Source organism: Flavonifractor porci (assembly GCF_037572415.1).
Taxonomy (GTDB): domain Bacteria; phylum Bacillota; class Clostridia; order Oscillospirales; family Oscillospiraceae; genus Flavonifractor; species Flavonifractor porci.
Window position 1 is genome coordinate 23289 of the sequence record NZ_JBBHLB010000007.1, and the last position, 12896, is coordinate 36184.

The window sequence follows — 12896 nt, forward strand, 5'->3', positions numbered from 1 at the left end:
TATGTCGGAATTGCAAGAAAATAAAATGGGCGTCATGCCTGTCAAACAACTGGTCCTCTCCATGTCCCTGCCCATGATGATTTCCATGCTCGTGCAGGCTCTGTATAATGTGGTGGACAGCTACTTTGTAGCCAAAGTCAGCGAAAACGCACTGGCTGCCGTAGGAATGGCCTTTCCCTATCAGAATTTGATGATTGCTGTCAGTGTGGGTACCGGCGTGGGCGTCAACGCTCTCCTCTCCCGCAGCCTGGGCGCCAAAGATTTTGAGACAGCCAACCATACTGCGGAAAACGGCGTCTTTTTGGCTTTTCTCAGTATGCTGGTCTTTTCCATTGCTGGTGTGGCATTTGCCGAGCCCTTCTTCCTGGCTCAGAACAACGACCCGGATATCGTCAACCAGGGCGTAGCCTATCTGCGGATCTGTGCCGGTCTTTCCGTGGGTCTCTTTATGGAGATCATGTTTGAGCGGCTGCTCCAGTCTACCGGACGCACTTTCTATACGATGATCACCCAGGGCGTGGGCGCGGTGATCAATATTATCATGGACCCCATCCTCATCTTCGGCATCGGGCCGTTCCCCAAGATGGGTGTGGCCGGCGCCGCCGGAGCCACCGTGCTGGGCCAGATCGTTGCCGCCATTCTGGCGCTGATCTTCAATATCACCCACAACCATGAGATCCAGCCCAAGCTGAAGGGTTTCCGCCCCCGTGGACACATCATTAGCCGAATCTACAGCGTGGGCATCCCCACCATTGTGCTCAACTCCATCAGCTCTATCATGACCTTCGGCATGAATCTGATCCTGGGCGCCATCTCCACTTCCACCGCCGTCGCGGTATTCAACGTCTACTTCAAGCTTCAAAGCTTTGTGTTCATGCCGGTATTCGGTCTGAACAACGGCATGGTACCCATTGTCTCCTACAACTTTGGCGCCCGGAAGCGCAAGCGCCTCACTGAAACCGTGCGCTTCAGCGCCATTCTCGCCGTAGGGATCATGCTGGCAGGCCTGGTGATCATTCAGTTTTTCGCCGCCCCCATCCTCAGTCTCTTTGAGGCTTCGGATGAGATGCTGCGCATCGGCGTACCGGCGCTGCGAATCATCAGTCTGTGCTTTACTTTCGCCGGCTTCAACATCATCTGTTCCTCCACCTTCCAGGCTCTGGGCAACGGCGTGCTGAGCATGATCATGTCCATTGTACGTCAGCTGGTCGTGCTCCTTCCCGCGGCCTATCTGCTTTCTCTGAGCGGAAACGTGACTGCCGTGTGGTGGGCCTTCCCCATCGCCGAGGTGGCCTCCCTGACTTTGAGCCTGCTCTTCCTCCGCCTTGTTTACCGCAATGTGATCGCTCCTCTGGGCGACGTCGAATAATTTGTCAAACCTGTGAAAAGGGCGCGCTGCAAACTTGCAGCGCGCCCTTTTCACATTGATTCATACAGTCAGTCCCATTGCTCCGCCCGTCTGGCATAAATCTCGTCTTGGATGCTCAAGATCACCTGATTATAAATGGGCAAACTGCTTTCTGTATCCGTAACAGCCTGGGACGGCGGATTGAGCACCGTACCGTTGAAAGCCAGGTAAACCTCCAGCGCCGGGCAGTTGGCCAGAGGCGCCAGATCCAGGATCTGGTCGTAGGATGCCATCAAACTAATGGCTCGCAGCTCCTTCAGGCCGCCAATGGGACCCAGATCCAGCTGACCCAGGTTGTTGCTATACAGATCCAGGGACTGGAGCGCCGGGGTATTGGACAGGAAGTCCAGGGACGGCAACGCTCCGCCATGGACCGTCAGGGACAGAAGCTGAGGCAAGGGCTGGTCCAGTTCCAGCACACAAGTCGACTCCGGCTGCATTCCGTTCTGATTCCCCGAGAGATTCAGTTCCAGCAGCTCGGTAAGTTTTCCGGCATTGAGGGAGATACTTCCCTCCGACCACAGCATAAGCCGCTGCAGGGCCGCGCACTCCTCCACTGCGCTTAAATCGGCATCTCCAGCAACACGGGCAGAGAGATGGTTCAGGTTCGACATTCCGGACACAAAGGAGAAGTCAGGCACATTTACATTTTCTCCTGTGATGATCAACTCCCGCAGCTCCGGCAGCTGTCCCAGGGTGTCCAACAGGGCCGGATCGGATGACATATAGTAGAGGCTGTTCAATCCAGACAGCTGCTCCAGATCGGCCAGGCTGCTCACCGCCGTGGTTCCGCGCTCCGCCTGGGTCACCGGCTGGCTCATGTACCCGGTCTCAGTTGCCATGCCGTCATCAAAGATATAGAGGGCGTACAGGTTCTCCACATCCGCCGGATAAATGGCTCCCTCCGGTTTGTCCAGCAGTATCCGCAGGTTGGCCTCCAGCGCCGGGTCGGTAAAGGCCAGGGCTTAGGCTGGCTGAAGACCACAACGCCGCCGCCCACCACCAGAGCGGCTGCCGTCACGCCTGCGATCACCTTGGCTTTCACAGTGGCAAACAGTCCTGTCTTGGCTGCTGCGCCCGCGGCAGTACCGGAACCTGCGGCCGCGGTGCCGGAACCGGCTGCTGCTGCGACCGCTGCCGTACCGCCCAGAGCGCCAGCAGTCATACCGGCGGTCAACTCCTGAAAATCCTGGAGGAACAGCAGGCCCAGAGGCGCCAGGGTGTGCAGACGGATACCGTCCCGCTCCTCGGTCTCCAGAATACCATCCCGCAGCTTTTTGCGGGCATAGTTCAGCCTGCTCTTGACGGTACCCTCAGAACAGTCCAGCACCTGAGCGATCTGCGCCACGGTAAGCTCGGAATAGTAAAACAGCAGCACGCACTCCTTCTGCTGCTGGGGCAAAGCCTCAATGATGGAGAGGATGATCTCCCGGTGGGCGCGGTTTTCCAGCGCGGAGGCTGGGATCAGGCCCTCATTCTCCTCGGGCAGCTCGTCCAGAATCGTATTGCCGTCCTCATCCTCCGGAAGCTGGGTATAGCGCCCGGACTTACTGAGCACATTGCGGCATTTATTGGCGGTGATCTGAAACATCCACCCCTCAAAGGCGTTTGGATCGGCCAGATTGGGCAGCGCCCGGAAGGCGGACAGAAAAGCCTCCTGCACGGCGTCCTCCGCGTCCTCGGCACTGCGGGTCATGCGAAAGGCCAGGTAGTAGACCCGCTTGTACATGGCCTCATAAAGGGCGGTCTGGGCCTCCGGGTCTCCCTGCCGGGCCAGCCGCACCTGCTCGATCAGTTTCATGGACTCTCCTCCCTCGCTGTTCCATCATAACAAAGGGGAAAAAGTCCCGCAACGAAATTTTAAAATTTTTTCAGAAAAGTAAAACCTGCCGACAACTCGGCAGGTCTTACTTTCCGTGAGCGGACCAACTCACACCGCTGCCGGAGCGGAACGGCGAAGGGCGGTCAAGGCTTCGGACGTTTCTGTTTCGCGGACAGAAAGTCCAAATAATCCATCAGACTTTCGCGTTCCGCCTCGGGCAGCCCTTGAAAAGCCTGATTTAATTTACGCAGCTGTTCCACACAGCGCACATCGGAATATCCCAGCAGGTAGTCGGTGGAGACCCCGAAAAACTGTGCCAGCTTGAGCAGAGTCCCCTCCTCCCGCGGGAAGTGGGCGCCGCTCTCATAAAAGCTGACCATCCGCGGAGATATGCCGATGATCCCGGCAATGGCTTTTTGTGTCAGGTTCCGCTCCTCCCGCAGCTGTCGCAGCCGTTCTCCAAAGGTCAAGGAACTCACCTCAGATTCATGATAACGGATAATTTTAACCGTTGCATGAATTGGAACTATTATTACCATTTCTATTGACTTTAGAAATATTATTACTACAATAGAACATGGCAAGACAGCCAAGATCATGAAAAACAGGAGGAAACAAAAATGAAAAAGTTCAACCACAACACCATCAAGGGCTTCGGCGCCGGCCTGCTGGCTGCCGCCGTCATCGCCGGCAGCGGCCTGCCTGCCTACGCCATGTCCGCCTTCAAGCAGATCAACGTCTCCATGGGCGGGATCTCCCTCTATGTGGACGGCAAGCTGCAGGTGCCCACCGACGTCAACGGCAACGAGGTGGAGCCCCTGATCTACGCCGGTACCACCTACCTGCCCGTCCGTGCCCTCACCGGAATGCTCACCGACAAGCCGGTGGAGTGGGACCCCAAGACTGAGAGCGTGTATATTGGCCTCAAGCCCGGCGCAGGCAAGGTGGTCCGGGCCGATGAGCTGAAGCCCTATAACGAATCCTATGCGGTGGCCAGAACTGGGTCAAATGCCCAATTCAAGCTGCTGGGTGAGACCCAGACTCCTTTTAACCTGTATAGAGATGGCGAAACTGTAAAACTGGATGGGCGGTACACCGAGCTCAACGGGGAATTTGTAGCCAAGCAAGACACCCTGAACAGCGACTATACCGGCACACTGTCCATCTACGCAGTGGATCAGTATGGCACCAAAAACCTCATCGACAGCTATGAGCTCAAATCCGGAGATGAACCGGTGTCCGTTCACACCAACATCCGGGGCTGCGATTACCTGTATATTGGAATCAGTGGTGTGAATAATCATGGGACTCTCATCGATTACGGCTACTTCTACAACGTGACCTTCACGGAGGCCTCCGCGGGCTGACAAAATCCAGGGCGGCAGCCGCCGGATGGTTCCGGCGGCTGCCGCCTGCATCAAACATCGAAAGAGGATACCTGCTTGCGCAAATCCTGTGGAGCAGGATGAGGAGGAGAAGCAATGAAATGTAATCACTGGAAGCTGTGTCTGGCAGGCCTCGCGCTGTGCGCGGCCCTGGCGGGGTGTCACGCTGGTTCTCAGCCTTCCGCCTTAACAGGCACAGAGGCAGAACCCACCCCGTCTCCCACCCCTGCGCCGACGCCCTATTGTATGGATGACACCGCCTTCTCCCAGTGCCAGTTCTCCCTGGAGCCGGGACTGTACACAGAGTCCCAGGTGCTTACCGTCAGCGGGGCGGAGGAGCTGGAGCTCTACTACACCATCAACGGCCTGGACCCGGTGGAGCTGTACGAGATGGAGCCAAACTATGTGGGCCAGCGTGCCGAAAACGGGGAGATCCCCCTGGAGCGGGGGGTGTCCAACGTCCGGGTCCGTCTGGTGGACCCGGAGACCCATACCATCGGCCCGCTGATGGAAGGAACCTACCGGGTGAAGATCCCCTTTGACTCCACCAGCACCCTGGTGGACGAGGATTCCAGCCACGAATACATCATCTATAAATATTTCCTCATGCGCCGGAACATCCAGACCGGTGAGAAAGAGACCGTTTATATCCCCAGTGACGGGTCGGTCAATCACCTGAACCTATTTATCAAGTACACCACCTGGGCGGAATATGAGGGGGAATACGGCTATACGCAGTACTCCATGATGCCGGAGGCGGCGTGGGAATGGCAGGAGAAGAAGGATCAGATGGTGGAAGTCACCTGTATCAGCCTGAACCACAGAATGGGTCCCGGCGCATCGGAGACAGTGGCTGTGGATGCGCTCAACGGGACCTTGCAGGAGTGGCAGACTATTGGTATCCCCACCTCCTCCTACCATGTGGGAAATGGAGCATGGTGTTTGGGGTATGGCCAAGCATACTGGTTTGATGATATGCTCCAGCCGGCGGCCACTGAAGAGGTTGCCCTCTGGTGTACCCTGCTTACCGACGAGATCGCTATCCGCAATACCGTCAATGAAGATCAAACTCTCTGGACCATCGAGGCCAGAGACCCTGACGGCGGCAACCAGCGGCTCCTCTGGGAGAGCGACCAGGATGTATTTCTGGATGCCATCATCGCCGATAAGCTGCTGTATCATGTTTGGGAAGAAGAGGAACCTGTGCATATGGTATATGACCTGACCACCGGAGAGCACCGGGAAAACACCTTTGTGCCCAGAGGCACAGAGCTGCTGGGCTATACCAGCCAGGGTTATTATATGGAAGACCGGGAGAACCCGATCCTGTTCGACTATAAGGAACTGTAACATCAGCTTTTAGAAGGGAATGAGTCTTATGAGAGGAAAACAAGGTTTGACTGTCCGGATGGGCAGTCTGTGCCTGTGCGGCTTACTTTACCTGAGCCTGCTGCCTGGCGCGGCCCAGGCCTACACCATGGAGCCTGACGGCTTTACCATCACCCCCAACCAGGAGACCCTGGACTTCTGGACTCAGCACAAATATCTTCTGAACGACCGGGGAATCTATGAGGTGTCCGCCGACGGCTGGAACTTCTGTGCGGAATTCCACGACGGCCTGCTGCGGGTCAACGACAGCATCAGTCCTCCCGACGGATATACTGGCTACTGGACCAACTATGTGGACAAAAACGGCAATCTCCACGACCTGAACCGGGGCCGCTATGCGGATATGTACTCCTTCTCCGGCGGTTATGCCGCCGTCATCGGCGACGATGGCGGGGTGTACTCCGGTCTGGGCTATGTCAACACCAAGGGTAATAAGGTGGTCTCTCCCCACGGAGACTATACCTGGCTGGAGGTGGGCAGCAGCACCACCATCCGTTATGCCGGCAGCTTTATCAACGGCAGGGCCCTCGTCCTGCGGAAGCCGGAGGTGCCCTCCTTTGGCTTTGGTACCGACGCCTATCGGGATACCACCACCTACAATCCCAATGCGCCTGAGCGCTGGTATGGCTTTGAATACGCCTACATCGACCCCAACGGGAAGCTGCTCACCGGCTGGACCCTGATCCAGGACTGGGAAAAAGTGACCAAGCTGCCCCTGTACGACCAGGACGGCGTATGGATCGGCCACCGGGAGCACGGCAACAGCGTCAGCGATCCCCACAAGCCCGGCAGCGGAGGCCAGACCGGACAGCCGGAACAGCCGGAGCAGCCCTTTGTTCCTGAGTTCCATGCGCCGGCTCTGCCGGAGTACAACAAAAATGCCCCCAGCCTCTTTGCCTCCACTGCCAAAATTACGGGCGTGAATGTGGGTATGGCGGCCTATGGCGGCATGGACGTTACCGTGACCAACCCCACCGATGTGACCGACGCCGGTGTGGTGGCTCTGGTGGCATTCAGTCAGGAGGGCAGTCAGGGAGAAGCCGGCGTGTTCTTCCTCCCCTACGAGGTGCCCGCAGGGAGCAGCAAGACCTACACCATTTCCACCCCCGGCATCGTTCACCAGGGGATCTTTAACGGAGTCTGGGAGAGCAGCGGCCTGCCTGAGCTGATGGAGCGGTATGTGGACGCCGCCATCGTCACCTTCAGCGATGACGCCGACCTTCACGCATTTTATAACACCATTCCCTACGAGCAGTACTGGTATCCCAGGGGTTCTACCGGAGAATTCCAGCCCGTATGCGATGGCCCTGCCGGTACGGCATGGCTGGCGGATGTGATGGGCTTCCAGCGTACCGGAAACTATCTGTCCATGATCGATTACTATCCCCCGGGCCATGAGCTGCAGGGCATCCCCGCCGACACAGTGGACCACAGCGTCTGTGAACGATGAGAAAAGGAGTATGACCATGAAACATTTCACTGTATTCAAGCGTATAACTTGTACTGTTCTGGCCGCTGCGGTGCTGATCCTGCCTGCCTTCGCCTGGAAGGTGGACAAGCAGGACATGACTCAGGTAGAGGTGGAGGTCGAACAGGGCGTCACCATCGGCCCCAGCGATTGGGCCAAGTCCGAGGTGGCGAAGGCCGCCGAGGCCGGGCTGATTCCCCAGTTCACCGGCAACCCCTCCTATCAGGATCAGATCACCCGGGAGCAGTTTGCTCAGCTGGCGGTGCAGCTGGTTGAGGTCATTCAGAAGGAAGAACTGCCCGCCGCCCCCGAGGGTACCTTTTCCGACAGCAACAGTCTGGCCATCCGCAAGGCCAGCCAGGCGGGTATCGTCACCGGCACCGGCGGCGACAAGTTTGCCCCCACCCTCACCACCAACCGGGAGCAGATCGCCACCATGCTCTACCGGGCCGTGGGCACCATTGAAACCGCCACCGGCACGGACCTGGCCCCCAAGGCGGGCTCTATTGCGGGCTACACCGATCGGAGCAGCGTCTCCCTCTGGGCGACGGAGGGCGTGGGCGCCCTGGCCGCCAACGGCATTATGAAGGGTACCTCCAGCGTTACCCTCTCCCCCCAGGACTCCTGCTCCGTGGAGCAGGCCATTCTGCTGAGCTGGCGGATCTACAGCCAGTATGGCGCTCAGGCCGGTTGATCTCACACAACAAACAGTGCCCCCCACGCCCGGTCAAACCGGGCGCGGGGGGCGCTTCATCTCTCCATATTCAGCACTTGACGGCAATCACCGCGATCTCGATCTTGCAGGCGTCCGCCAGGCCCACGTTGCCGTAGCACAGCCGGGCAGGCATCCGCTTGGGGGCAAAGTGACGCACATACTCTGCGTTCATCTCGTCCCGCTCGGCAAAATCCCGCAGCAGCACGTCGATCCGCACCACATGGTCCATATCGGAACCGTAGCGCTTGAGCAGCTGCTCCAGATTGTTCAGCACCTGACGAGTCTCAAAGGTGATATCACCGCAGGCCAGCTCCTGGGTCTCCAGATCTTCGGACACCAGGCCGGATAGGAAGAGATACTTCCCGTCCACCACTACCAGGTCGGAATAGGGGGCCTCCTGATCATCTGTAAAGCGAATGTAGGTATTGTCCATAAAATCCACTTCATCCTTTCCATGGTTTGGCCTGTGGAGTGAGGACAGGCCTGCTTTCAACTCATTATCCCACAGATCCCATCTAAACGCAACGGTGCTCTTGGCCGTTTCAGCTTACTTCGACTTACTGATGGAGGTGATCACCGGCACAGCGCCGTCCACCCCCAACTCGCCGGTGTAGGTGATCTCCACCGAGTCTCCCTCGGCAAAGCCATCGGCACTGACCCCCTTGCCGAAGTCCATGACCTGGTACTCACCATCGCCGGTGAGGAGCACCAGATAGTCACCCATCCGGTTGATGACGCCGCTCACCTTCTTCTCCTCGGCTTTTTCCGTGGACTGGGGCTGACCGGAGCCGCTGTCCTCCGTCTTCCCGCCGCCCATCCTGCCGCAGGCGGTCAGGGCGAGCATTACCATCACCAGGGTAAGTACCAGGCAGATTTTCTGTTTCATCATCATGTTCCTTTCTTTGCTTCTGTAGCAGATTTGTCTGCCCCTGGGCGGAGTGGCCGCCCGGGCTTCGATGGTTAGACTCCTATCCAGGCCGGAAAGTTGTCACAGTTCAGCAAAAAAAGGTTTCCTTTATGATCTTTAAGGTTTCGTTCAGTTTCAAGACAGAATTGCCCACAAAAGGGTAGACTCCACCACGTCACCCGCTCCTTTCCTGTGCGGCGGGACAGAGGCCGTCCCACCGGTTTACAAGCATATTACCCCATTAGGCCCTGTACGTCACGCGGGCGATCCTGACTGACGGGATTTGATTCAGGCCTCACAGTTCCAGGGCAGCAGCCACCTGCTTCAAGGTCTCTGCCGAGCGGCGCAGCTGCTCCTGCTCCTCCTGATCCAGCACAATTGGTACATGGGTCTCTACGCCGTCCAGACCCACGATGGCGGGCATACTCAGGGCGATTCCCTCGATGCCGTACTCCCCGTGCATCATGGTGGACACCGGCAGAATAGACCGCTCATTGCGGACGATGACCTCGCAGATCCGCTTTACCGACATGGCAATGCCGTAGTAGGTAGCCTGCTTCTTGGCAATGATCTCATAGGCGCTGGTCTTGACCTTCTCGGCGATCTCCTTCATAGAGGAGGCATGATCAAAATGCCCCCGCATCTCGCAGAAATCGTTGAGGGGAATACCGGAAACGTTGGAGCTGCTCCAGGCGGCGATCTCGCTGTCTCCGTGCTCACCGATAATGAAGGCGTGAACACTGCGGCTGTCCACATGGAGATGCTGCCCCAGCTGGTATTTGAGCCGGGCGGTGTCCAGCACGGTGCCCGAGCCGATCACACGATGCTCCGGCAGTCCGCTGAGCTTGAGGGCGGCATAGGTCAGGATATCAACCGGATTGGAAACAATGAGCAGGATGCCCTGGAAGTCCCGTTTGGCAATCTCAGGGATGATGCTCCTGAAGATTGCCACATTCTTGTGGACCAGATCCAGCCGGGTCTCGTTGGGTTTCTGGTTGGCCCCTGCCGTCACAATGACCACAGCGGCATCCGCCACATCATCATAGGTGCCGGCATAGATTTTCATGGCTCCGGCAAATGGGATGCCGTGCGCGATATCCTTGGCCTCGCCGTCAGCCTTATCAAAGTTCACATCCAACAGCACCAGCTCGGAAAACAAATGGCTCTGCATCAGAGCAAAGGCCGTGGCGGAACCTACAAAGCCGCAGCCAATCACAGCAGCCTTACGGGGATTCATAATGGTCTTTTGCATACTATACACCTCTCAATACTCCGTGGATCTGGCCACGGTCCGTACTGTTATCAATCTTAAATTTCATATAAATCATATATGTTTTCCGTTGTTCTGTCAGTTGCAGATGCAACACAAATACAATTTTCTCAGCGTCCCCACTCGACTCTCTGTTTCTTAAGATTTGCAAAGGACCCGCTTTTTTCTCAGGTCGGACTTTCCCAAGCGGGTCTGCTCTGTTACAATAAAAATATAAAACAGCAACAGGAGGCGCTGCTCATGACACCTATGATCCTTATCGCCGAGGACGACGCGGATATCCGGGGCCTGCTGCGGCTCTATCTGGAGGGGGAGGGATTCCGGGTTCTGGAGGCGGACGACGGCGGCAAGGCGCTGGAGCTGGCCCGAACCCACAGCCCCGACATGGCCATCCTGGACATCATGATGCCCGGTCTTAACGGCTTTGAACTGACCCGTGCCCTGCGCCAGTATAGCCAGCTGCCCATATTGATCCTGTCGGCCAAAAGCCAGGACAACGACAAGATCCTGGGTCTTAATCTGGGCGCCGACGACTACATTGCCAAGCCGTTCAACCCTGTGGAGATCGTGGCCCGTGTGAAGGCCCAGCTGCGCCGGGCGGGCCGGACTGGTCAGGATGTGCTCACCGTCCGGAATCTGGCGCTGGATACTGTCACCTGCCAGCTGACCAAAAGCGGCGTTCCCATCGCCCTGACCCCCATGGAATATAAGATCCTGGCGCTGCTCATGCGCTCCCCCGGCCGTATCTTTACCAAGATTCAGCTATATGAGGGGGCGGTGGGTCCATACTTTGAGGGAGATGACAACACCATGATGGTCCACATCTCCAAGCTGCGGGACAAACTGGAGGACGACCCGAAGGACCCCCGCTACATCATCACCGTGAGAGGATTGGGGTATAAGCTTGAAAAATAGACCGGTTCCCGGCAGCCTGTTTGGTCTGCTGGTACGCAATTACCTGCTGTTTACCCTTACCCTGCTGGTCATTGCCGGAGGAATCTTCTGTCTGTGGGATCAGCAGCTGACCCGACTCTACCAGCCGCCGGACTGGGCCGGACTGATGGCCGACAAAGATTTGCTGTCCGGCAATTACCAGAACCTGGCCCACTATACCGGCGACACCGGCAGCGCCTTTGCCGTCTACGACGGGGAGGGACTGCTGGTCTATGCCTCCGACGGCGGATTTGACCCGCTCTGTACCGCCGGCGAGCTGGCCTGTGTCCAACCCTGGGACGCCGACGCCTTCACTACCACCTTCACTCAATCTAACAGGAACAGTCCTTCCCGCTATCTGGTGATCCGCCAGTCCACTACTGATGGCTCGGTGGACACCATGGTGCTGAACGCCTCCTACCAGGTTATATTCGGCGGCCTGGAGGATGGTAAGACCGTCTACACGCCTCAGGAGTTTCTCTATCTATCGGGTAAGCGGTTTCCCAACGCGTTCCTCACCCGAGGGAGCTTTGTAAATGAGAATAACGCTCCCATGACCATTCTGCTGCGAGAGGCAATGATCAGCGACACCGACTATTTGAGGCAGTATCAGGACAGCTGGAAGGTGTGGCTGCTCTTCATTCCCCTGTTCCTGCTCAGTGCGGGGCTGTTCATCTGGTGGCTGAGCCACCGGATCGGCCGTCCCCTGCGTAAGCTCAATGATGCGGTGGTCTCCCAGTCCGAGGGCCGAATGGTCCGGGTGGGGGACTGCGGCGGTACACGGGAGATCCGGCGCATCGGAGAGAGCTTCGACCGATTTTCCGACCGGCTGGCCGAGAGTGAGGCGGAGCGCCAGCGGCTGGATCAGGGCAGGCAGAAGCTGATTGCCGACATCTCCCACGACCTCAAGACCCCCATCACTGTTATTGCTGGCTATATCGACGCTATTTGCGACGGAAAGGTACCGCCACAGGAGCAGGAGCGCTATTTGCGGGCCATTCAGGGTAAGGCGGCTGCCCTCACCGAACTGGTGGATGCCTTCCATGAATACAGCAAAGTGGAGCACCCGGAGTTTGTGCTCCACACCGAGCCTACCGACCTGTGCGAGTTTCTGCGGGCTTATCTGGCGGACAAATATGACGAGATCGATCTGGCAGGCTTCGGGCTGGACATTGATCTGCCCGACCGGGCCCTGCGCTGCCAGCTGGACCCCCTGCAATTCCGCCGTGTGCTGGATAATCTGCTGTCCAACGCCCTGCGCCACAACCGACTGGGCACCATGCTTTTCTTCCGGCTGACCGAGGCGGAGGGCAAAGCTCTGCTCACTGTGGCGGACAACGGCGCCGGCATTCCCCCCCAGCGAATCAAGTATATTTTTGAGCCCTTTGTGGTGGGCAGCGATGCCCGCTCTGGTCAGGGCAGCGGCCTTGGCCTGTCCATCACCCGCCGCATTATGGAGCTGCACAACGGCTCTATCGCCCTCTCCGCCCGCCCCGCAGCCGGGCAGGGCACCGAATTTCTTCTCACGCTTCCCCTGTGGCAGCCTCCCTCCTCCATATCATTTTGACGCTCCGGACGCTTTCCAGTCCGGAGCGTCTT

General features: G+C 57.8%; 13 protein-coding genes. 7 read left to right on the forward strand and 6 right to left on the reverse strand.

What is annotated here, in order from left to right:
• Position 1 precedes the first annotated feature (1 nt).
• Positions 2 to 1369: an MATE family efflux transporter gene (locus WHJ28_RS07875; protein ID WP_340041346.1), complete on the forward strand. Its 1368-nt coding sequence runs from the start codon at positions 2 to 4 to the stop codon at positions 1367 to 1369.
• A gap of 68 nt (positions 1370 to 1437) precedes the next feature.
• Here WHJ28_RS07875 and WHJ28_RS07880 read toward each other — a convergent pair whose 3' ends face one another.
• The 3 genes from WHJ28_RS07880 to WHJ28_RS07890 form a co-directional block, all read right to left on the reverse strand.
• Positions 1438 to 2250: a leucine-rich repeat domain-containing protein gene (locus tag WHJ28_RS07880; protein WP_340041348.1), complete on the reverse strand. Its 813-nt coding sequence runs from the start codon at positions 2248 to 2250 to the stop codon at positions 1438 to 1440.
• The gene (locus WHJ28_RS07885; protein ID WP_340041350.1) at positions 2226 to 3209 is read right to left on the reverse strand and encodes an RNA polymerase sigma factor; all 984 of its coding nucleotides are present in this window, start codon (positions 3207 to 3209) and stop codon (positions 2226 to 2228) included. The genes WHJ28_RS07880 and WHJ28_RS07885 overlap by 25 nt, the downstream gene beginning before the upstream one ends.
• 164 nt (positions 3210 to 3373) lie before the next feature.
• Complete coding sequence (locus tag WHJ28_RS07890) at positions 3374 to 3700, reverse strand: helix-turn-helix domain-containing protein (RefSeq protein WP_204707188.1); 327 nt, start codon at positions 3698 to 3700, stop codon at positions 3374 to 3376.
• A gap of 150 nt (positions 3701 to 3850) precedes the next feature.
• On the opposite strand from WHJ28_RS07890, the gene WHJ28_RS07895 reads away from it, so the two are divergent.
• The 4 genes from WHJ28_RS07895 to WHJ28_RS07910 all read left to right on the forward strand — a co-directional run bounded on the left by WHJ28_RS07895 (position 3851) and on the right by WHJ28_RS07910 (position 8166).
• The gene (locus tag WHJ28_RS07895; RefSeq protein ID WP_340041353.1) at positions 3851 to 4597 is read left to right on the forward strand and encodes a stalk domain-containing protein; all 747 of its coding nucleotides are present in this window, start codon (positions 3851 to 3853) and stop codon (positions 4595 to 4597) included.
• A gap of 114 nt (positions 4598 to 4711) precedes the next feature.
• Positions 4712 to 5965: a hypothetical protein gene (locus WHJ28_RS07900; protein WP_340041355.1), complete on the forward strand. Its 1254-nt coding sequence runs from the start codon at positions 4712 to 4714 to the stop codon at positions 5963 to 5965.
• A gap of 46 nt (positions 5966 to 6011) precedes the next feature.
• Positions 6012 to 7454, forward strand: coding sequence for a hypothetical protein (locus WHJ28_RS07905; RefSeq protein ID WP_340041357.1), 1443 nt, complete (start codon positions 6012 to 6014; stop codon positions 7452 to 7454).
• Between the two features lie 16 nt (positions 7455 to 7470).
• Positions 7471 to 8166 (forward strand): S-layer homology domain-containing protein, encoded by a 696-nt coding sequence (locus tag WHJ28_RS07910; RefSeq protein ID WP_340041359.1) that lies wholly within the window; start codon positions 7471 to 7473, stop codon positions 8164 to 8166.
• A gap of 70 nt (positions 8167 to 8236) precedes the next feature.
• On the opposite strand, the gene WHJ28_RS07915 is transcribed toward WHJ28_RS07910, so the two are convergent.
• The 3 genes from WHJ28_RS07915 to WHJ28_RS07925 form a co-directional block, all read right to left on the reverse strand.
• Positions 8237 to 8620 carry a RidA family protein gene (locus WHJ28_RS07915; RefSeq protein WP_340041361.1) on the reverse strand — a complete coding sequence of 128 codons (384 nt, stop codon included), beginning with the start codon at positions 8618 to 8620 and terminating at the stop codon, positions 8237 to 8239.
• A 114-nt stretch (positions 8621 to 8734) separates the two neighbouring features.
• Positions 8735 to 9073: a hypothetical protein gene (locus tag WHJ28_RS07920; RefSeq protein ID WP_340041363.1), complete on the reverse strand. Its 339-nt coding sequence runs from the start codon at positions 9071 to 9073 to the stop codon at positions 8735 to 8737.
• 316 nt (positions 9074 to 9389) lie between these two features.
• Positions 9390 to 10346 carry an L-lactate dehydrogenase gene (locus WHJ28_RS07925; RefSeq protein ID WP_340041365.1) on the reverse strand — a complete coding sequence of 319 codons (957 nt, stop codon included), beginning with the start codon at positions 10344 to 10346 and terminating at the stop codon, positions 9390 to 9392.
• Between the two features lie 258 nt (positions 10347 to 10604).
• Here WHJ28_RS07925 and WHJ28_RS07930 point away from each other — a divergent pair, with 258 nt between their 5' ends.
• Together WHJ28_RS07930 and WHJ28_RS07935 are read left to right on the forward strand one after the other, a co-directional pair.
• The gene (locus tag WHJ28_RS07930; RefSeq protein ID WP_340041367.1) at positions 10605 to 11279 is read left to right on the forward strand and encodes a response regulator transcription factor; all 675 of its coding nucleotides are present in this window, start codon (positions 10605 to 10607) and stop codon (positions 11277 to 11279) included.
• The gene (locus WHJ28_RS07935) at positions 11269 to 12864 is read left to right on the forward strand and encodes a HAMP domain-containing sensor histidine kinase (RefSeq protein ID WP_340041369.1); all 1596 of its coding nucleotides are present in this window, start codon (positions 11269 to 11271) and stop codon (positions 12862 to 12864) included. The genes WHJ28_RS07930 and WHJ28_RS07935 overlap by 11 nt, the downstream gene beginning before the upstream one ends.
• The last annotated feature ends 32 nt before the right edge of the window (positions 12865 to 12896 follow it).

Coding starts and splice junctions, on each gene's coding strand:
- WHJ28_RS07875 (WP_340041346.1), top strand. CDS start 2: ATGTCGGAATTGCAAGAAAATAAAATGGGCGTCATGCCTGTCAAACAA.
- WHJ28_RS07880 (WP_340041348.1), bottom strand. CDS start 2,250: ATGGCAACTGAGACCGGGTACATGAGCCAGCCGGTGACCCAGGCGGAG.
- WHJ28_RS07885 (WP_340041350.1), bottom strand. CDS start 3,209: ATGAAACTGATCGAGCAGGTGCGGCTGGCCCGGCAGGGAGACCCGGAG.
- WHJ28_RS07895 (WP_340041353.1), top strand. CDS start 3,851: ATGAAAAAGTTCAACCACAACACCATCAAGGGCTTCGGCGCCGGCCTG.
- WHJ28_RS07900 (WP_340041355.1), top strand. CDS start 4,712: ATGAAATGTAATCACTGGAAGCTGTGTCTGGCAGGCCTCGCGCTGTGC.
- WHJ28_RS07910 (WP_340041359.1), top strand. CDS start 7,471: ATGAAACATTTCACTGTATTCAAGCGTATAACTTGTACTGTTCTGGCC.
- WHJ28_RS07915 (WP_340041361.1), bottom strand. CDS start 8,620: ATGGACAATACCTACATTCGCTTTACAGATGATCAGGAGGCCCCCTAT.
- WHJ28_RS07920 (WP_340041363.1), bottom strand. CDS start 9,073: ATGAAACAGAAAATCTGCCTGGTACTTACCCTGGTGATGGTAATGCTC.
- WHJ28_RS07925 (WP_340041365.1), bottom strand. CDS start 10,346: ATGCAAAAGACCATTATGAATCCCCGTAAGGCTGCTGTGATTGGCTGC.
- WHJ28_RS07930 (WP_340041367.1), top strand. CDS start 10,605: ATGACACCTATGATCCTTATCGCCGAGGACGACGCGGATATCCGGGGC.